Source organism: Rhodanobacter koreensis, from assembly GCF_054782855.1.
Genome location: NZ_BAAGRR010000002.1, coordinates 907,225 through 926,547, shown reverse-complemented (window position 1 = coordinate 926,547; position 19,323 = coordinate 907,225). Strand labels below are relative to the sequence as shown.

The 19,323-nt window shown below is 64.6% G+C and carries 16 protein-coding genes; 6 read left to right on the top strand and 10 right to left on the bottom strand.

The genetic code is table 11. The features are described 5' to 3' along the window. Window positions 1–55 precede the first annotated feature (55 nt). The 3 genes from ACYVKM_RS10015 to ACYVKM_RS10005 all read right to left on the bottom strand — a co-directional run bounded on the left by ACYVKM_RS10015 (window position 56) and on the right by ACYVKM_RS10005 (window position 2,985). Window positions 56–1,006, bottom strand: coding sequence for a GNAT family N-acetyltransferase (locus ACYVKM_RS10015; protein ID WP_460877444.1), 951 nt, complete (start codon window positions 1,004–1,006; stop codon window positions 56–58). Next, the gene (locus ACYVKM_RS10010) at window positions 1,003–2,136 is read right to left on the bottom strand and encodes a JmjC domain-containing protein (protein ID WP_460877443.1); all 1,134 of its coding nucleotides are present in this window, start codon (window positions 2,134–2,136) and stop codon (window positions 1,003–1,005) included. Before ACYVKM_RS10010 ends, ACYVKM_RS10015 begins: the two co-directional genes overlap by 4 nt. A gap of 99 nt (window positions 2,137–2,235) precedes the next feature. After that, the gene (locus ACYVKM_RS10005) at window positions 2,236–2,985 is read right to left on the bottom strand and encodes a sulfite exporter TauE/SafE family protein (RefSeq protein WP_460877442.1); all 750 of its coding nucleotides are present in this window, start codon (window positions 2,983–2,985) and stop codon (window positions 2,236–2,238) included. A gap of 193 nt (window positions 2,986–3,178) precedes the next feature. Here ACYVKM_RS10005 and ACYVKM_RS10000 point away from each other — a divergent pair, with 193 nt between their 5' ends. From ACYVKM_RS10000 to ACYVKM_RS09990, 3 genes are all read left to right on the top strand, one after another. Continuing rightward, window positions 3,179–4,960: an assimilatory sulfite reductase (NADPH) flavoprotein subunit gene (locus ACYVKM_RS10000; protein ID WP_460877818.1), complete on the top strand. Its 1,782-nt coding sequence runs from the start codon at window positions 3,179–3,181 to the stop codon at window positions 4,958–4,960. Window positions 4,961–5,040: 80 nt separating this feature from the next. Next, window positions 5,041–6,750 (top strand): assimilatory sulfite reductase (NADPH) hemoprotein subunit, encoded by a 1,710-nt coding sequence (gene cysI / locus ACYVKM_RS09995; protein WP_460877441.1) that lies wholly within the window; start codon window positions 5,041–5,043, stop codon window positions 6,748–6,750. Between the two features lie 17 nt (window positions 6,751–6,767). Next, entirely contained in the window at window positions 6,768–7,481 is a 714-nt protein-coding gene (locus tag ACYVKM_RS09990) for a phosphoadenylyl-sulfate reductase (RefSeq protein ID WP_460877440.1), read from the top strand. A gap of 61 nt (window positions 7,482–7,542) precedes the next feature. On the opposite strand, the gene ACYVKM_RS09985 is transcribed toward ACYVKM_RS09990, so the two are convergent. The 5 genes from ACYVKM_RS09985 to cyoA form a co-directional block, all read right to left on the bottom strand. Beyond that, window positions 7,543–8,370 carry an SURF1 family protein gene (locus tag ACYVKM_RS09985; protein ID WP_460877439.1) on the bottom strand — a complete coding sequence of 276 codons (828 nt, stop codon included), beginning with the start codon at window positions 8,368–8,370 and terminating at the stop codon, window positions 7,543–7,545. A 34-nt stretch (window positions 8,371–8,404) separates the two neighbouring features. Next, the gene (gene cyoD / locus ACYVKM_RS09980) at window positions 8,405–8,785 is read right to left on the bottom strand and encodes a cytochrome o ubiquinol oxidase subunit IV (RefSeq protein ID WP_460877438.1); all 381 of its coding nucleotides are present in this window, start codon (window positions 8,783–8,785) and stop codon (window positions 8,405–8,407) included. Next, on the bottom strand, window positions 8,782–9,414 hold the full coding sequence (gene cyoC, locus ACYVKM_RS09975; protein WP_460877437.1) for a cytochrome o ubiquinol oxidase subunit III: 633 nt from the start codon (window positions 9,412–9,414) through the stop codon (window positions 8,782–8,784). The genes cyoD and cyoC overlap by 4 nt, the downstream gene beginning before the upstream one ends. After that, on the bottom strand, window positions 9,407–11,380 hold the full coding sequence (gene cyoB / locus ACYVKM_RS09970; RefSeq protein WP_460877817.1) for a cytochrome o ubiquinol oxidase subunit I: 1,974 nt from the start codon (window positions 11,378–11,380) through the stop codon (window positions 9,407–9,409). The genes cyoC and cyoB overlap by 8 nt, the downstream gene beginning before the upstream one ends. A gap of 78 nt (window positions 11,381–11,458) precedes the next feature. Beyond that, window positions 11,459–12,457: a ubiquinol oxidase subunit II gene (gene cyoA / locus ACYVKM_RS09965; RefSeq protein WP_460877436.1), complete on the bottom strand. Its 999-nt coding sequence runs from the start codon at window positions 12,455–12,457 to the stop codon at window positions 11,459–11,461. A 143-nt stretch (window positions 12,458–12,600) separates the two neighbouring features. On the opposite strand from cyoA, the gene ACYVKM_RS09960 reads away from it, so the two are divergent. Further along, on the top strand, window positions 12,601–13,935 hold the full coding sequence (locus ACYVKM_RS09960) for an MFS transporter (protein WP_460877435.1): 1,335 nt from the start codon (window positions 12,601–12,603) through the stop codon (window positions 13,933–13,935). A 75-nt stretch (window positions 13,936–14,010) separates the two neighbouring features. Here the strand turns inward: ACYVKM_RS09960 and ACYVKM_RS09955 are convergent, their stop codons facing one another. Next, entirely contained in the window at window positions 14,011–15,003 is a 993-nt protein-coding gene (locus ACYVKM_RS09955; RefSeq protein WP_460877434.1) for a LysR substrate-binding domain-containing protein, read from the bottom strand. Window positions 15,004–15,320: 317 nt separating this feature from the next. Between ACYVKM_RS09955 and cysG the strand changes: the two genes are divergently transcribed. Both cysG and cysK read left to right on the top strand, forming a co-directional pair. After that, a complete protein-coding gene (gene cysG, locus ACYVKM_RS09950) occupies window positions 15,321–16,808 on the top strand; it encodes a siroheme synthase CysG (protein ID WP_460877433.1) in 1,488 nt (495 codons plus the stop codon). Between the two features lie 68 nt (window positions 16,809–16,876). Further along, complete coding sequence (gene cysK / locus ACYVKM_RS09945) at window positions 16,877–17,818, top strand: cysteine synthase A (RefSeq protein ID WP_460877432.1); 942 nt, start codon at window positions 16,877–16,879, stop codon at window positions 17,816–17,818. Window positions 17,819–17,858: 40 nt separating this feature from the next. On the opposite strand, the gene purB is transcribed toward cysK, so the two are convergent. After that, entirely contained in the window at window positions 17,859–19,226 is a 1,368-nt protein-coding gene (gene purB, locus ACYVKM_RS09940; protein WP_460877431.1) for an adenylosuccinate lyase, read from the bottom strand. Window positions 19,227–19,323: the final 97 nt, after the last annotated feature.

The following is a 19,323-nucleotide window of genomic DNA, read 5'->3' as shown; positions in this document are numbered from 1 at the left end:
ATCGGCAAAGGAAATCCCCGGGCCAGCTGGTGTTCAGCCGGTTCCACCGCGTCGGTCAGATATCCAGTGCCTGCAGGACGCTGGCACGTTCCGCGCGATCCCACACTTCATCGAAATGCTGCTGCAGCGGCGCCTGGCTCGCGCGGTCGTGAAGGGCGGCGCGGCCCTGTGGGCGGTGCGCCTCGGGCAGGAACAGGTAGCCGCCGGCATCGTTGAGCAGATAGGCCGAGACATAGGCCAGGTCGGCCTCCTCCACCGGCACGCGGACCTGCATGGTGCTTGGCAGGCGCTGCGCCAGTGCGATCAGGCGGTAGTCGTTGCGCAGGGCGGTGGCCGGGTCGTGCAGCAGGATGCGGATCTGCGCACCACGGCCGGAGATGGCGATGCGCCGCAGTTCGGCCAGTTCTTCCGCGCTGGCGTAACTGTCATTGCCCAGCACGGGCAGATAAATGGCCAGTCGGTGCCGTGCCTCACCCAGCAGTTGCACACGCGTGGCGGCAGTCTCGCTGCGCGTGGTGGCTGGCAGTGCGCCAATGTCATGCAGAGGTGCGGTGTCGACGGCGTCCTTCGGCAGTGCCAGGCGCATGGCCCGGTGTGGCAGGCCGGCATCCTCGAATGCCTCGCCGTAGGGAATGAAGCCCTCGCGCTCATAGAACCCGAGCGCGCTGATCTGTGCATCCAGCGCCACTTCCGGCCAGCCCTCGCTGCGTGCGCGCCCGATCAGTTCGCGCAGCAGCGCCATGCCGACGCCATGGCCCCGCCATGCCTGTTGCACGGCCATGCGACCGATCTTGTGGGCAGGTGTGAGTCGGCCGCAGCCGATCGCGTGGCCGGTGTCGTCACGTGCCAGCACGTGCCAGCAATCTCCATCGAGGCCATCCCGTTCGCGTGTTTCGGGCACGCCTTGTTCCTGCACGAATACCGTGTAGCGCAAGTCGAGCAGGTCCTTGCGTTGACCCTCATTCGACCAGTCGGCGACCTCGATGTGGAAGTTCTGCAGCTTCATCGGCGGCGGGATTTTCTCGGCAACAGATGGCCGTCATTGACCAGTGCAAGCAGCAGGGAGCGTTCGATGGTGCCGAGTTTGGCGGTCGGACCGATTGTCCGCTGCTCGCACAATTGCTGTGCCAGTGCGGGTGTGGCCGGGTAGGCGTGGCCGCTGACATACAGCATGCAGCCGGATTTGCCCTGGCTCCAGGCCAGTCGCGACCACGGGTGACGCAGCAGTTGTGCGCCGGCATCGAGTTGCTTGGCCAGCGCGTCTGCACTCAGCGGCTTTTCCAGTGGGGCTGGTACCTGGGCGTTGCGGTAGCGGGTGATGAAGCGGCCGAACCAGTCGCGCAGCATGTCGTCGTGCAGCACGGCGGCAAACGGCAGCGCCATCTTCAGCCGCTCGATCGCGGCACGATCGATCTCGCCGGTGGCCTTGGCCGGTTTCAGGTCCGGGTCGGCATAGCGCAGCTCTTCCGGCAGGTGCTCGGCGATATGGTCGGCCAGATCACCGGTCAGTTCGGCCTGCGAGGGTGCGCGCATGCCGATCGAGAACGTCATGCACGGACCGCCGAAGGCCACGCCATCGTGCGGCACGCCTGGCGGCAGGTACAGCATGTCGCCCGGTTCCAGCAGCCATTCGTGGGTGGGCTCGAACTGGGCGAGCTGCTTCAGTTCCACGTCGTGGCGGAATTCCTTCGGTGCCATCGGATCGTCACTGATCGCCCAGTGGCGCTGGCCCAGGCCCTGCAGCAGGAATACGTCGTACTGGTCGACATGCGCACCGACACCGCCACCCGGCTCGGCATAGGAAACCATGATGTCGTCCAGGCGCCAGCTCGGCAGGAAACTGAAGTGCTGCAGCAGTTCGGCGACATCCGCATCCCACTTGTCCACATCCTGCACCAGCAGGGTCCAGTTGCTATCGGGCGTATTGGCGAAATCGGCTTCGCTCAACGGGCCCGGATTGACGTGCCAGCGATCGCGCTTCTCGTCGTGCATGATCAACCGGGCCAGTGCGCCCTCCTCGCAGGCCAGACCGGCCAAGTCGTCCGGTTGCAATGGCGGCCGGAAGTCTGCGAAAGCGCGGCGGATCAGCAATGGCCGTTTCTGCCAGTAGTCGCGCAGGAATTGGGCGGGACTCATGCCTAGCGGGCGGGCGGCGCTGCCGCGAACTTCGATGGGGAGGTGCTTGATTGGGCTCATCCGCCCATTGTAGTGACGGCGGCCGGCTTTGGCTTGGCCTCAGCCGAACATGCGGAAGGCATTGTTGATGCCCAGCGCGAGCACGGCGAAACCAGCCAGCAGGGTGGCTGCCCGCGCCGGAATGCGACGGATGAACAGGGCGCCGAACGGGGCGGCGAGTACGCCACCGATGATCAGGCCGATCACGGCGGTGCCATGGCTGGTGCCGATCGTGAGCAGGAAGCTGATGCTGGCCGCGATGCTCACCATGCACTTGGCCAGGTGCACGCTGCCGATCACCACGCGTGGCGGCAGGCCGCGCGCGAGCAAAATGGTAACGGTCAGCGCGCTCCAGCCGCCGCCGCCGATTGCATCCACGAAACCAGCACCCAGCCCCATCGGCGCGGTACCGCGCGGTACATCGGTGCGTTGTCCGGGTTCCCGGCTGCGGCGGAGCAGCAGGAACAGGCCCATGCCCAGCAGGTACGGCGTCAGCGCGATGCGCATCCATTGCGATGGCACGTTGACCGCCACCAGCACGCCGAGCAGGGCACCCAGTACGCCGGGTATGGCCAACGCAAGAAACAGCGGGCGCCGCACGTTGCCGGCGATGAGATGGCTGATGCCCGAGGCGCCGCAGGTGAAGGTCTCGGCGTAATGCACGCTGGCGCTGGCCGCGACCGGCGGCATGCCCAGCCCCATCAGCAGTCCAGCCGAGGTTACGCCGTAGGCCATGCCCAGTGCGCCGTCAATCAGCTGGGCAAAGGCGCCGACGGCGACGAAGGTGAGCAGTTCGATCAAGTCCGGCATGTCTGTCGATGGGGTGCTGCGGGAGAGTATCAGCCTTGTGCGGGAGTGCATAGAAATGAATGGCTGGCATAACGACATTCCAACATATGCTTTCAGGCATCACTTGCCACTCATTAATATGGACGTCGAGACGTAAAGACGTCCAAAGGAACAACACGTGAATGCTGCACTGAAATTGCCTTTGCCAGATCCCATGCTGGGCGCGGACCGCCTGGCGCAGCTTGCCACGCTGACGAATGGATTGTCATCGGCAGACCTCTACTGGATTGCAGCATACAGTGCAGCCCTGGCGGCACGACTGCCGGAACGTGCCGGACTGGCCGTGGTCAGCGAGCCAGCGGGGCAGGTGGCCGAGCGATTGAGCATCGTCTACGGCAGCCAGACCGGTAACTCGCGACGCGTGGCCGAACAGCTGGCGGGCAGGGCGGAAGCTGCCGGTCTGGCGGTGCGCCTGCTGCGTGCCGGCGCCTATCCGGTGCGCGAGCTGGCACAGGAGCGCCATCTGGTCGTGGTGATCAGCAGCCAGGGCGACGGCGACCCGCCGGACGATGCGATCGGCTTCATCGAATTCATTGCAGGCAAGCGTGCGCCGAAGCTGCCGTTGTTGAAATTCGCCGTGCTGGGACTGGGCGATTCCAGCTATCCGAAGTTCTGTGCGGTCAGCCGCGAACTGGATGCCCGGTTGATCGAGCTCGGCGCCAGCCGCTTCGCCATGCTCGGCGAGGCGGACGTGGATTTCGATGCCACGGCTGCCGAGTGGTCGGCCGGTGTGCTGGAAACGGCCTGTGAGGCGCTGGGCCCGTCGACTGCTACGGCGCGTCATGCCAGCCCGCTGCATGCAGTCAGTGCACCGTCACGATATTCACGTGACAACCCGTTCCCTGCCACGGTGCTGGAAAACCAGCGCATCGTGTCGCGCGACAGCGACCGCGATGTGCGCCATATCGAGTTGTCGCTGGAAGGCTCCGGGTTGCATTACGAGCCGGGCGACGCCATCGGCGTGTGGCCACGGAACCCGACGGTGCTGGTCGAGCAATGGCTGTCGGCGTTGAAGCTCGATGGTGCGATCGAGGTCGAGCACGACGGCCGCCGCCAGCCGCTGGCGCGCTGGTTGAGTCATGAGCGCGAACTTACACGGTTGACCCGGCCGCTGGTGGCAGCGCAGGCCGCAGCCACCAGGCATGGCGAACTGCAACGTGTGCTTGAGCCCGGCCAGCAGGCTGCCTTCGCGGCCCTGCTGGAAAGTCATCAGCCGATCGACCTGCTACGCCGGTTTCCGGTGGCGTGGGATGCCGCCACGCTGGTTGCCACGTTGCGCCCGTTGACGCCGCGGCTGTACTCGATCGCGTCCAGCGCCAGGGTCGTGGGGCCCGATGAAGTACATCTGACCGTGGGTGTGGTGGAGTACTTCGCGCATCAGAGCACTCACTACGGCGCTGCGTCGGCTTTTCTCGCCGGTGCGGGCGATGACGCACGGGTGCCGGTCTTCATCGAGTCGAACGAGCGTTTCCGGCTGCCTGCCGATGGCAGCCGTGACGTGATCATGATGGGCCCCGGTACCGGTATCGCGCCGTTCCGTGCCTTCGTGCAGGAACGTCAGGCGACGGCGGCTGGCGGGCGCAACTGGCTGTTTTTCGGGAATCGCCATTTCGCGCAGGACTTTCTCTACCAGCTGGAGTGGCAGGAGGCCCTGCACGACGGTGCGCTGCATCGCCTCGACCTGGCGTTCTCGCGGGATGGCGCCAGCAAGGTCTACGTGCAGCAGCGCCTGCGCGAAAACGGCCGCGAGCTGTACGCATGGCTGCGCGAAGGTGCGCACCTCTATGTCTGCGGCGATTCCGCGCACATGGCCAGGGATGTCAACGAGGCCCTGCTGGACATCATCGCCACGCATGGCGGCCTGTCCGCCGAGGATGCCCGGGCGTGGCTGGCCGAATTGCTGCAACAGGGGCGCTATGCCCGCGACGTCTATTGATATTTATTTCTGCGTTCATCCGTGAACGCGAGAGTCAAGAAGCGGCCATCCATGGCCGCACTTTTCGAGACAACATCCCGATGCCTTCCCATCTCGAACAAATCAAGATCGACAGCCGATTCCTGCGTGGTGGCATTGCCGCCGGCCTGGCCGACCCCGTCACCGGGGCGATCAGCGAGGACGACAACAAGCTGCTCAAGTTCCATGGCAGCTACCAGCAGGATGACCGCGACATCCGCGATGAACGCCGCCGCCAGAAGCTGGAGCCGGCGTATGCCTTCATGGTGCGTGCACGCCTGCCTGGTGGCGTGATGACGACGGCTCAGTGGCTGGCGTTCGACCGTATCGCCACCGATTACGCCAGCAGCGGACTGCGCATCACCACCCGCCAGACCTTCCAGTGGCACGGCATCATCAAGCGTGACCTGAAGCCGACCATCGCTGCGATCAATGCAGCCTTGGCCAGCACCATCGCGGCCTGCGGCGACGTCAACCGCAACGTGGTGTGCAACACCAATCCGGTCGAGTCGCAGGCGCACGAGGAGGCGTATGCATGGTCGGTGCGCCTGTCCGAACATCTCAAACCGAAGACGCGTGCCTATCACGAGCTGTGGCTGGACGGCGAAAAGCTGGTGGGCGAGAAACAGCTCGATGATGAAGAGCCGCTCGATGAGGAGCGGGAGCCGCTGTATGGCCCGACCTACCTGCCGCGCAAGTTCAAGATCGGGCTGGCGATCCCGCCGCTCAACGACGTCGACGTGTTCGCCCAGGACCTGGGCCTGATCGCGATCATCGAGCATGGCCGGCTGGCTGGTTTCAATGCGGCGATCGGCGGCGGCATGGGTGCCAGCCATGGCGACCCATCAACTTATCCGCGGCTGGCCGACGTGATCGGCTTCGTGCCGCCTGAGCAATTGCTGGCGCTGGCCGAAACCGTGATTGCGGTGCAACGCGACTGGGGCGACCGTGAGGAACGCAAGCATGCGCGGCTGAAATACACCATCGACCGCAACGGCCTCGAGGCCTTCAAGACCGAGCTGGAACAGCGCCTCGGTTTTGCCCTGCAGCCGGCCCGTGCATTCCGCTTCGACCACAACGGCGATCGTTACGGCTGGGTCGAAGGCCATGCCGGCCATTGGCATCTGACCCTGCAGGTCGAGGCCGGCCGTCTGCTCGATACCGAGGCGCACACCTGGCTCGGTGGCATGCGCGAGCTGGCGTCGGTGCATACCGGCGACATCCGGCTCACCTGCAACCAGAACCTGATCATCGCCAACGTGGCCGCCGCGGATCGCGAGCGGATCGACACGATCGTCGCCCGTCACGGCATGGATGGCTACCGGAAGCACAGCGCGATCCGGCGACATGCAGTCGCCTGCGTGGCGCTGCCTACCTGCGGCCTGGCGATGGCCGAAAGCGAGCGTTACCTGCCGCAACTGCTGCCGAAGCTCGAGGCATTGCTCGACCGGCACGGATTGATCGACGCACCCATCCTGCTGCGTCTGTCGGGCTGCCCGAACGGCTGCTCGCGCCCGTACCTGGGCGAGATCGCCCTGATCGGACGCGCTCCCGGCCGTTACGACCTGCGCCTCGGTGCCGATTTCAGTGGACAGCGCCTGAATCAGGTCTATCGGGAGAACGTCGACGAGGCAGTCCTGCTCGATGTGCTTGGACAACTGCTTGCCCGCTATGCCGGTGAACGAGCTGTCGGTGAACACTTCGGTGATTTCCTGTTGCGTACCGGGATACTCGGCCAGCCGCGACAGATTCCGCTCAAGGTCGTCGCATGAGCGGGTCATGCAATGACATGGAGTTGCCCCGCAACCCGCGTGGTCCCGGTGCGCTGGACGGGTTGAATGCCTGGCTGGCCGGCCAGACCGCCGAGCAGCGCGTGGCATGGGCGCTGCAGCACACACCGGGCCATCACGCGCTGTCGTCGAGCTTCGGTGCGCAGGCGGCGGTCTCGCTGCATCTGCTCACCCGCCAGCAACCGGATATCCCGGTGATCCTGATCGATACCGGCTACCTGTTTCCCGAGACGTATCAATTCGTCGACACGCTGACCGAACGCCTCGAGCTGAATCTTCGGGTGTATCGCCCGGCGATCGGTCGAGCCTGGGCCGAGGCTCGCTATGGACGACTATGGGAGCAGGGTGTCGACGGCATCGACCGTTACAACAACATCCGCAAGGTCGAGCCGATGCAGCGCGCGTTGACCGAGCTGGGCGTGCAGAGCTGGTTTGCCGGCCTGCGGCGCAGCCAGTCAAGGAGCCGCCAGGACATTCCGTTCGTCGAGTGGAGCCGTGACCGCTGGAAATTCCATCCGATCGCCGACTGGAGCGATCGTGATGTGGGCATGTACCTGCAACGCCATGGCCTGCCTTATCACCCGCTGTGGGAGCAGGGCTATGTCTCGATCGGCGATACCCATACCACCCGTCGCTGGGAGCCCGGCATGGATGCGGAAGACACCCGCTTCTTCGGGCTGAAGCGCGAGTGCGGGCTGCACGGTCCGGGCTGATCCTGCACCAGGCATCTCGCGATGGCGATGACTTCCATGCCATCGTTCGGGCTGGATGGCCTCAGGCGCCGGCGACAGGCCTGTCCGTTGAATTCCCCGGACCGGGCAACCTCGTGCGGGCGATGCGGCGCAGGCGATGTTCCTCGCGACCGACGTACACCGCGGCAGCGGCCACCATCAGGGCGAGCAAATACCAGGTGATCAGATAGGCGAGATGGTTGTTGGGAAACGTGATCACCGTGAGGCCACCTTGAGGCCATCGGTTTTTGCCGCCGGCAGGAGCGGCATCGGCATCCACGAAATACGGCGCGACATCCGTCAGTCCACGGGCCTCGGCGATCGCCTGGACATCGCGCGTATACCAACGCTCATGGGTAGGGTCGTTATGGCGCAGGAACGCACGGGTCTGGCTCATGCGCAGCAGGCCGGTGACAGCCGTCGTACCGTCAGGAGGCATCACGCAGGGGGCATTGGGGTCGCACTCTGCGGTCGGCACGAAGCCGCGATTGATCAACACTACGCTGCCATCGGCGAGGCGTAACGGCGTCATCACCCAGTAACCGTTGCCCAGCTCGGTGCTGGCCCAGACCAGGGTCTGGCGCTTGCGCAGGAACACGCCGCTCAGTCGCACATGGCGGTACTCGTCGGCATCGGCGGTGATATGCGCCCACTGTGCCGGGCTCGGTGCGTCGACGGCAGGCGCATGTACGCGCTGGTCGACGCGGGCGATCAGATCGCGCTTCCAGCCAAGCCGATGCACCTGCCAGGTGCCCAGGGCGATGAAGCCGAAGAAAAACACCAGCGCCAGCACGGCCAGCGCAGCGAGGGCCAGCGGACCGCGTGGGCCGCGGCTGGCGTCCTCCGATGCAGGGTTGTCTAGCCGGGACATGATCCGGCGAGGCATGCGAAGAGCTTGCCCCGCTTCATGGCAGGTTCTTCGTGTCCATCATCGACGGCATCATGTTGTGGTCGAGATGGTACATCACCCAGATCGAGCCGCTCAGCGTGATCACCACCAGCACCAGGGTGAAGATCAGCGCCAGCATGTTCCAGCCGCCCTGAGACTTCGCGTCCATATGCAGAAAATAGATTATGTGCACGATCATCTGCACGGCTGCGAAACCCAGCACCACCGCAGCCGTGGTGCTGGATTTGTCGAACTGGCTGGTCATCACCAGCCAGAACGGAATGGCGGTGAGGATCGCCGCCAGCACGAAGCCGGTCATATAACCTTTCAGCGTGCTGTGACTGGCGCCGTCGTCGTGGCCGTGGGCGTCGTCATGGTGTTCGATGTGCGCGCTCATGGCAGCACTCCCATCAGGTAGACAAAGCTGAACACGCCGATCCAGACCACATCGAGGAAATGCCAGAACATCGACAGGCACATCAGCCGGCGCTTGTTCTCGGCGATCAACCCCTTCTTGCCGACCTGCACCATCAGGGTGACCAGCCAGACGATGCCGAAGGTGACGTGCAGGCCGTGGGTGCCGACCAGGGTGAAGAACGAGGACAGGAAGGCGCTGCGCTGCGGGCCGGCACCGATCGCGATCAGATGGCTGAACTCGCGCAGTTCGAGGAACAGGAAGCCCGCACCGAGCAGGCCGGTGATGGCCAGCCAGCCCAGCATCGCGCGCTTGCCGTTGCGCTGCATCTCCAGCACGGCAAAACCATAGGTGATCGACGACAGCAGCAGGAAGGCCGTGTTCAGCGCCACCACCGGCAGCTCGAAGATTTGCGCGCCGGTCGGACCACCGGCGTAGTTGCGCCCGAGCACGCCGTACACCGCGAACAGACAGGCGAAGACCAGGCAGTCGCTCATCAGATACAGCCAGAAGCCCAGCAGGGTGCCATTCTGCGGGTGGTGTTCTTCGCTGAGGTGGAAACTCAGCGTGCTCGGCTGGCCGGGCAGGGGGATGGCTTGGATATCAGACATGGTTGGCTAACAGCTCCGAGCGGGCCGCCTCGACACGGGCCACTTCATCGGCCGGGATGTGGTAGTCGCGCTGGTAGTTGAAGGTATGACCGATCGCGACCACCAGCAGCGCGATGAACGACAAGGCGGCCAGCGGCCACATGTGCCAGATCATGGCGAAGCCGAGCACGGTGCTGATGCCGGCGAGGATCACGCCGGCACCGGTGTTCTTCGGCATGTGGACCGCGATGAAGTCGGCCGTCGGTCGCTGGTAGTCGTGTTGTTTCATCTGCCACCAGGCGTCCCGGTTGTGCACGCGCGGGGTGAACGCGAAGTTGTAGGCCGGTGGCGGCGACGAGGTCGACCATTCCAGCGTACGGCCGCCCCAGGGGTCGCCCGTATGGTCGCGCAGCGCTTCGCGGTTGCGGAAGCTCACGTAGAACTGGATCAGCATGGCTCCGATGCCCAGCGCGATCAGCAGCGCGCCGAAGGCGGCGACCTGGAACCAGATCTGCAGCGAGGGATCCTCGAAATGGTTCAACCGGCGCGTCACGCCCATCAGGCCGAGCACGTACAGCGGCATGAAGGCAAAGTAGAAGCCGACCACCCAGAACCAGAACGAGACCTTGCCCCAGAACGGATCGAGGCGGAAGCCGAACGCCTTCGGGAACCAGTAGTTGATGCCGGCGAACAGGCCGAACAGCACACCGCCGATGATCACGTTGTGGAAGTGCGCCACCAGGAACAGGCTGTTGTGCAGGGCGAAGTCCGCCGGCGGCACCGCCAGCATCACGCCGGTCATGCCGCCGATGGTGAAGGTGACCATGAACGCGACCGTCCACAGCATCGGCACCTCGAAGGTGATCCGGCCCCGATACATGGTGAACAGCCAGTTGAAGATCTTCGCCCCGGTGGGGATCGAGATGATCATCGTGGTGATGCCGAAGAACGAGTTGACGCTGGCACCCGAGCCCATCGTGAAGAAGTGGTGCAGCCAGACCAGGTAGGCCAGCACGGTGATCACCACGCTGGCGTAGACCATCGAGGTATAGCCGAACAGGCGCTTGCGGCTGAAGGTGGCTACCACTTCGGAGTAGATGCCGAATGCGGGCAGGATCAGGATGTAGACCTCGGGATGGCCCCAGATCCAGATCAGGTTCACGTACATCATGGCGTCGCCGCCAAGGGTCGTGGTGAAGAAGTTGGTGCCGACGTAGCGATCCAGCGCCAGCAGTGCCAGCACCGCGGTCAGTACGGGGAATGCGGCCACGATCAGCACGTTGGTGCACAGCGCGGTCCAGGTGAAGATCGGCATGCGCATCATGGTCATGCCGGGTGCACGCATCTTGATGATGGTGACCAGCAGGTTGATGCCCGACAGCAGGGTGCCGACACCGGCGATCTGCAAGCCCCAGATGTAGTAGTCGACACCCACATCCGGGCTTTGCGCGATGCCCGAAAGCGGTGGATAGGCCAGCCAGCCGGTGCGCGCGAACTCGCCGACGAACAGCGACATCATGATCAGCGCCGCGCCGGCGGTGGTCATCCAGAAGCTGAAGTTGTTGAGGAACGGAAACGACACGTCGCGCGCGCCGATCTGCAGCGGCACCACGAAGTTCATCAGGCCGGTGACCAGCGGCATCGCCACGAAGAAGATCATGATCACGCCGTGCGCGGTGAAAATCTGGTCGTAGTGGTGCGGCGGCAGGAAGCCCTGGGCATGGCCATACGAGATGGCCTGCTGCATGCGCATCATGATCGCGTCGGAGAAACCGCGCAGCAGCATCACCAGGCCGAGCACCATGTACATCACGCCGATCTTCTTGTGATCGATGCTGGTGAACCACTCGCGCCAGAGATAGCCCCACAGGCGGAAGTAAGTCAGCGCGCCCAGCAGCAGGGCGCCGCCGGTCGCCACGGCGACGAAGGTCCACAGCAGGATCGGCTCGTGAAACGGAATCGCGTCCCAGGTCAGGCGACCGAAGATCAGTTTGGCAAGGTCGGGGGAATCAGACATCGTGGTTACCGGGAAAGTCGGTGCTGCGCGAAAGGATGACGGGATGGATCACTGCGGCTGGGCCATCGGCATGTCGTGCATGCTGTCATCGGCCGCGTTGTCATGAGCGGTGCTGTCATGGGTCATGCTGTCGTGGGCATGTTCGGGCGCAGGCAGGTTCGGGCCCTTCATGCCGCTCATGCAGGATGGCCCCGGCGTCACGCACTGGTTGACGATGGCCTCGAACAGGGAGGGCTCCACGCTGGCGTAGCGACTCACCGGGTCGTTCTCGCTGGGCTTGACCAGCTGCAGATAGGCGTCGCGACTGAGTACCTGGCCCGTTTTCGCCTGGGCGATCCACTGTCCGAACTGCGCCTCGCTCATGCCATGGAACATGAAGTGCATGCCGGAGAAGCCGGCACCGCTGTAGTTGGCGGAGAAGCCCTCGAAATCGCCGGGCTTGTTGATCACCGCGTGCAGGGTGGTCTGCATCCCCGGCATGGCGTAGATCTGGCCGGCCAGCGCAGGCACGAAGAACGAGTTCATCACGGTCGATGCGGTGATGTGGAACTCGATCGGCCGGTCCACCGGCGCTGCCACCTCGTTCACCGTCGCAATGCCCTGTTCCGGATAGATGAACAGCCATTTCCAGTCCAGCGCCACCACATCGACTTCCAGCGGTTTGGAGCCGGCAGGCAGGGGCCGGCCCTCGGACACGCGTTCCAGCGGGCGGAAGGGGTCGAGCTTGTGCGTGCTGACCCAGGTCACCGCACCGAGCGCAATGATGATCAGCAGGGGCGCAGACCAGATCAGCAACTCCAGCATGGTGGAGTGGTTCCAGTCCGGGTCGTAATCGTCGCGCTTGTGCGATGCGCGGTAACGCCACGCAAACAGCAAGGTCAGCACGATCACCGGCACGATGATGATCAGCATCAGCAGCAGTGACGTGATGATCAGGTCGCGCTGCTGCAGTGCGACGTCACCGGACGGCGACATGAGCACGGTATGACAGCCCGTCAACAGCAAGGCGACAGGCAGCAGCAATCCGCGGAGAGCCTTCAGGGACATGACTATCGATGTAGTGGGGCGGGGAACCTTGGAATTTTACGCGGATCGGCCGATTTGAGGAATGAGGCATTTTGTCCCATGGCGGCCGCGACGCACCGGTGCGATCCTATTGCCTGATGCCCACGCGACCCCGAGCCAGCACGATGTCGAGCACGTTCCAGTCCTCCCCACAGCCCACGACCGATGCGCTGGCGCGCCGCGTCAGCCGCCTGCACGGTCAGGCCAGGCTCGCTCCGAGCGAGATCGCCATCGGCGTGGTGATCGGGCGTGCTTCCGAATACTTTGATTTCTTCGTGTTCGGGATCGCTTGCGTGCTGGTGTTCCCGTCGGTGTTTTTCCCGTTTGCAAGCCAGCTGGATGGCATGCTGCTGTCATTCGCGCTCTTCGCGCTGGCGTTTGTCGCGCGTCCCATGGGCACCGGGCTGTTCATGACGATGCAGCGGCGCTGGAGCCGCGGCACCAAACTCACCGCGGCATTGTTCCTGCTCGGCACGGCCACGGTAGGCATGGCGTTCCTGCCAGACTACGGTTCGATCGGTGGCTGGGCGATCGGGTTGCTGACGTTCTTCCGCTTTCTGCAGGGTATCGCGCTGGGTGGATCGTGGGATGGCCTGCCGTCGCTGCTGGCGATGAACACCCCACCGGAACGGCGTGGCTGGTACGCGATGATCGGACAACTGGGCGCGCCGATAGGCTTCCTGATCGCCAGTGGACTGTTCCTGTTCCTGCACGCCAACCTGTCGCATGAGGATTTCATCGACTGGGGCTGGCGCTACCCGTTCTTCGTCGCCTTCGCCATCAACGTGGTCGCGCTGTTCGCGCGGCTGCGCCTGGTCGTGACGCACGAATACACGAAGGCGATGGAAGAGCGGGACCTGGAGCCGGTCGGTGTGGTCAAGCTGGTGCGGACGCAAGGCTACAACCTCTTCCTCGGGGCCTTCGCCGCGCTGGCCAGCTATGCCTTGTTCCACCTTGTCACGGTGTTCCCGCTCTCATGGATCGTGCTGGGCAAGACCCAGTCGATCAACAGCGTGCTGGTCGTGCAGATCATCGGCGCGGCGGTCGGCATCCTGGCCACGATCGCCTCCGGTTTCATCGCCGACAGGATCGGCCGGCGTCGCACGCTGGGCCTGCTGGCCGTGCTGATCGGTATCTTCAGCCTGTTCGCGCCGTGGCTGCTTGGTGGCAGCCGCCCGGCGCAGGATGCCTTCATCCTGGTCGGGTTCGCCTTGCTGGGCCTGTCCTATGGCCAGGCCGCCGGTAGCGTCACCGCCAATTTCGAGGCGCGTTTCCGCTACACCGGCGCGGCGCTGACCTCCGACCTGGCCTGGCTGATCGGCGCGGCGTTCGCGCCACTGGTGGCATTGAGCCTGTCGTACCGCTTCGGTTTGGGTGCCGTCAGCCTGTATCTGCTCTCAGGCGTCGCCTGCACCCTGGTGGCCTTGCGCGTCAACCGCTCGCTGGAAATTCGCGACTGAGCTTGGTTTGCCAGTGGCAGCAGCACGGTGGCTGATGCGGGCCCTGCTGCCGGGGCGAGCCCCCGGCAGTCATCATCAGGCTGCGTCGGGCAACGCTGACCGTGATCGCTCCCGCCAGTACGGTACGGCAGGCCAGTCGCCTGCCGCATCGGCAGCCAGCACACGTGCCACCTCGCGGCGATGCAGGTGCGGTGCGAACAGGCTGATGAACTCCAGCACATAAGCGCGCAGCACACGTTCGCGACGCAGCACGATCCAGGTCGTGCAGGACGGGAACAGATGATCGGCCGACAACACTTGCAGATCGGTGTCCGTGGGCAGCATGGCCATCTCGGCCAGCACGCCGATGCCCAGTCCGGCGCGCACATAGGTCTTGATCAGGTCGGCATCGCTGGCGGTCATCGCGATCTGCGGTGTCAGGTCGGCGGCATCGAAGGCACGGCGCAGCGACGACTCCGCCTTCTGTGAAGAGTCGTAGCTGATCAACGGCAGTTCCGCCAACTGTGCCAGCGATACGGGCTGCTTGTTCTTGGCCAGCGGATGGTCGCGTGGCGCGACGATTACCCGCTGCCAGTGGTAGGCCGGCAAGGCAATGCCGCTTGCCGGTGGTGCGCCGGTGCTGCTGACCACGGCCAGGTCGACACGGCCGGCTTCCAGTTGCGCCAGTACTTCGGCATCACGTACCGGCTGCAGATGCACGCTGACCTGGGGGTAGTCGGCATTGAGCGCGCCGATGGCAGCGGGCAGGGCAAAGCGCGCCTGGGTATGGGTGGTGGCGATGCGCAGTTCACCTTGCGCTTCGTTGCGCAGGTTGGCGGCGATCGAGCGGATGTTGCCGGCCTCGGCAAGGATCGTGCGTGCGCGTTCAAGCACCTGCGCACCGGCGGGAGTCACCGCGTCGAGGCTTTTGCCCTTGCGCACGAACAGCTGGAATCCGAGCTCGTCCTCAAGTTGCCGCAGCTGCTTGCTCAATCCGGGTTGGGTGGCATGCACGCGTTCGGCGGCCAGCGTGATGTTGAGGCTGGAGTCGGCGATGGCGATGAGGTAGCGCAACTGGGTAAGCGTCATGGCGGTAGATCCGTAGGCGGTCGTGGTCGATGGATTGAGGCTCGAGCGGAGTACAGATACATCGCATGGAGCAGGCCGGCATAGTGGATGGCATGGTGATGGCGACGACGCCAGGGTCGCTGTGGATACTTTCTAGATTATTGATTATGCCGATCATGGTTAGACGTCTATACGGCCATTTAACAAATAAGTCAACCATTTTTATGGATGGCCATAACCCGATGGCATATGCGCGCCGGAACAAATCATTTGCCGGGCAGGTGCCACCTTCGTAGCGTGGACCTGTATCCATACGCGCAAGACAGGTTCGTCGCATCATGAAGCTCTATCCGCTATTCGTCGACCTGTCCCGCCGCGCCGTACTGGTGGTGGGCGGCGGTTCGGTAGCCGAACGCAAGATCGCGGCGCTGCTCGGCGCGCAGGCACAGGTGACGGTGAACGCGCCGGTGCTGACGCTGCAACTGCAGCGCTGGGTCAGCGAAGGGCGCATAGCGCATCGTGCCGATGCCTTCCAGGAAGGCTGGCTGGACCGGGTCTGGCTGGTGGTGGCGGCCACTTCCGACCGTGAGACGAATGCCTTGGTGGCCACGCTGGCAGGGTTGCGGCGGATCTTCGTCAATGTGGTCGACGACGCAACGCTATCGAGTTTCCACGTACCGGCCGTGGTTGACCGTGCACCGCTGATGATCGCGATCTCCAGTGGCGGCGAGGCACCAATGCTGGCGCGGCTGCTGCGTGAGCGACTGGAGGCGTTGCTCGATCATTCACTGGGTACATTGGCAAGCCTCGCAGTGCAGCTGCGTGGCCGCATCCGGGCGCGGCTTACGGACATGGCGGCGCGGCGGCAGTTCTACGAGACCCTGTTTGCCGGCCAGGTCGCGAAGCTGCTGCGCCAGGGCCGGCCTAAGGAGGCACTCCATGCAGCCGAACAGGCGCTCGCTCTGGCGTCAACGGGGCACTCGGGATCGGTAGTGTTGGTGGGCGCTGGCCCTGGTGATCCGGGTCTGCTGACTTTGCGTGCGCTGCGTGCCCTGAACGAGGCGGACGTGATCCTGCATGATCGGCTGGTCAGTGCCGAGGTGCTGGAGCTGGCGCGACGCGATGCCGAGCGTATCGAGGTCGGCAAGCAGGCGGCCAACCATCACACTACCCAGGATGGCATCCATGCTCTGCTGCTGGAACATGCAAGCGCAGGCCGGCGGGTGGTGCGGCTGAAGGGTGGCGATCCGTTCGTGTTCGGTCGTGGCGGCGAGGAACTGGAATTCCTGCGCGCCCATGCAATTCCCTACGAGGTGGTGCCGGGCATCACTGCCGCAGTGGCCTGTGCGGCCTATGCCGGCATACCGTTGACGCATCGCGATCACGCCCAGTCGGTGCGCTTCGTCACCGCGCACTGCCGCAGCTCGCTCGACACCCTGGACTGGGCTGCCCTGGCGCAGGAGCGGCAGACGCTGGCCGTGTACATGGGCGTGGGCGAGCTGGCGGCGCTGCAGGCGCAGCTGATCGCCCACGGTCGCGCGGCGACGACTCCGTTTGCGTTGATCGAGAACGGCTCGCGTGCGGAACAGCGGGTGGTCACCGGTACCCTGGCGAACCTGCACGAGCGTGCATCCGCCCATGCCGTGAGTTCGCCTGCATTGTTGATCCTCGGCGAGGTAGCCGCGCTGGCCCAGTCGCTGGCCTGGTTCGGCCAGCTGCCACTGGGTGCCACGGTGCACGACATTCGCCAGGTCGCGACGGGCAGGCGCAATATCACCCCGCCACCGGTACGCACTGACCTGTTGACCGCGATCCATCGCGGCTGACGATAGTTTTACCTGTGTGGGCGCATCATCGCCGACGCTGTTTTCTGGCCGATTCCATGGAGTGACCCATGATCTACAACAGCATCCTCGACACCATCGGCAATACCCCGATCATCCGGCTCCACCGCCTGGCGCCCAAGCACGTCGAACTCTACGTGAAGGTGGAGGCGTTCAATCCGGCCGGTTCGGTGAAGGATCGCCTCGCGCTGGCGATCATCCTCGATGCCGAGCAGCGCGGCACGCTCAAGCCCGGCCAGACGGTGGTCGAGGCGACCTCGGGCAATACCGGCGTGGCACTGGCGGCGGTGTGCGCGGCGCGCGGCTATCCGTTCGTGGCCGTGATGACCGAGACCTTCTCGATCGAGCGGCGCAAGCTGATCCGCGCCTACGGCGGCAAGGTGCTGCTGACGCCGGCGGCGGCACGCGGCACCGGCATGGTGCAGAAGGCGGCGGAGCTGGCGCAGAAACATGGCTGGTTCCTCGCCAGTCAGTTCGAGAATCCTGCCAACCCGGCCTATCACCGCCAGACGACGGCACCGGAGATCCTGCGCGACTTCGCGGGTCGCCGGCTGGATTATTTCGTTACCGGCTGGGGCACCGGCGGCACGCTGACCGGCGTGGGGGAGGTATTGAAGGTGGCTCGACCGGAAGTGAAGATCATTGCCAGCGAGCCGGTCGGCGCGGCATTGCTGTCGGGCAAGGAATGGCAGCCGCACAAGATCCAGGGCTGGACCCCCGATTTCGTGCCGGCTGTGCTCAATCGCGGCGTCGCTGACAGTATCGTGCCGGTGGATGATGTGCTGGCCCGCGATACATCCCGCGCGCTGGCGCAGCAGGAGGGCATCTTCGTCGGGATATCGTCCGGCGCCACGCTGGCCGCGGCACTGCAGGTAGCGGCGGATGCGCCGCAAGGCTCGGTGCTGCTGGCGATGCTGCCTGACACCGGCGAGCGTTATCTGTCGACCTTCCTGTTCGAGGGTGTCAACGAGGGGTCGGACGAGATCGAGTGACAGCAAGAGGCCCGCATCTGCGGGCCTCTTGCCGGGTGGCTCAGACGTTCTTCGCCAGCGTTTCGGCAAGGCCGATATAGCCGCCGGGCGTCAGTTCCAGCAGGCGCTGCTTTGCGTCGGCCGGCAAGTCGAGGCCGGTGATGAACGCGCGCATCGAGTCGCGGGTAATGCCCTGACCACGGGTCAGGGCCTTGAGCTGTTCGTACGGCTCGGGCAGGCCATGGCGGCGCATCACGGTCTGCACGGCTTCGGCCAGTACTTCCCAGCTGGCGTCGAGGTCGGCGCCAAGGTGGTCGGCATTGACGGTGAGTTTGCCGAGGCCCTTCTTCAGCGATTCGAGTGCGACCAGCGTGTGGCCGAACGCAGTGCCAAGTGCGCGCAGCACGGTGGAATCGGTGAGGTCGCGCTGCCAGCGGCTGATCGGCAGCTTTTCGGCGAAATGGCCGAGCAGGGCGTTGGCCAGACCGAAGTTGCCTTCGGCATTCTCGAAGTCGATCGGGTTGACCTTGTGCGGCATGGTCGATGAGCCGACTTCACCAGCCTTCAACGTCTGCTTGAAGTAGCCGAGCGAAATGTAGCCCCAGATGTCGCGGGCCAGGTCGATCAGGATGATGTTGGCGCGGCGCACGGCGTCGCAGTATTCGGCGACGTTGTCGTGCGGCTCGATCTGGGTGGTGTAGGCGTTGTAGTCGAGACCGAGGCTTTCCACGAAGCGCTGCGAGAATGCCTGCCAGTCCACTTCCGGGTAGGTGATGACGTGAGCGTTGTAGTTGCCCACCGCGCCGTTGATCTTGCCGGACACTTCGACTGCCGCCAGTTGCTTGCGCTGGCGCTCCAGCCGCGCCACCACATTGGCGATTTCCTTGCCGAGCGTGCTGGGCGAGGCGGTCTGGCCGTGGGTACGCGAGAGCAGCGGAAGCGCGGCGTTGATGTGCGCGATTTCGCGCAGTTGGCTGATCACGGCGTCGAGTTGCGGCAGCAGCACCTGGCTGCGGGCGTCGCGCAGCATCAGCGCGTAGGACAGGTTGTTGATGTCCTCGCTGGTGCAGGCGAAATGCACGAACTCCTTCGCCTGGGCCAGGCCGGCGTCGGCACCGATCTTTTCCTTGATGAAGTACTCGACCGCTTTGACGTCGTGGTTGGTGGTTGCCTCGATCGCCTTGATCCGCTCGCCGTCGGCCACGCTGAAGTGGGTGGCGATCGCCTTCAGCGTATCGATCTGGCCGGCGTCGAACGCGGGCAGTTCGACGATGCGCGGATCCGCAGCGAGCGCGAGCAGCCATTCGATCTCCACCCGCACGCGGCGATGCATCAGGCCGAACTCGCTGAAAATCGGGCGCAGCGTTTCGACCTTGCCGGCATAGCGGCCGTCCAGTGGCGACAGGGCGGTCAGGGCGTGGGTGGACATCGCGGGTATTCCGGTATGGGGAAACGGCTATTTTACATTGCCGGCGGCTTCATGCCTGACCGCCTATAGTCGGCAGGTCTTCTTGAGCAAGGATCCG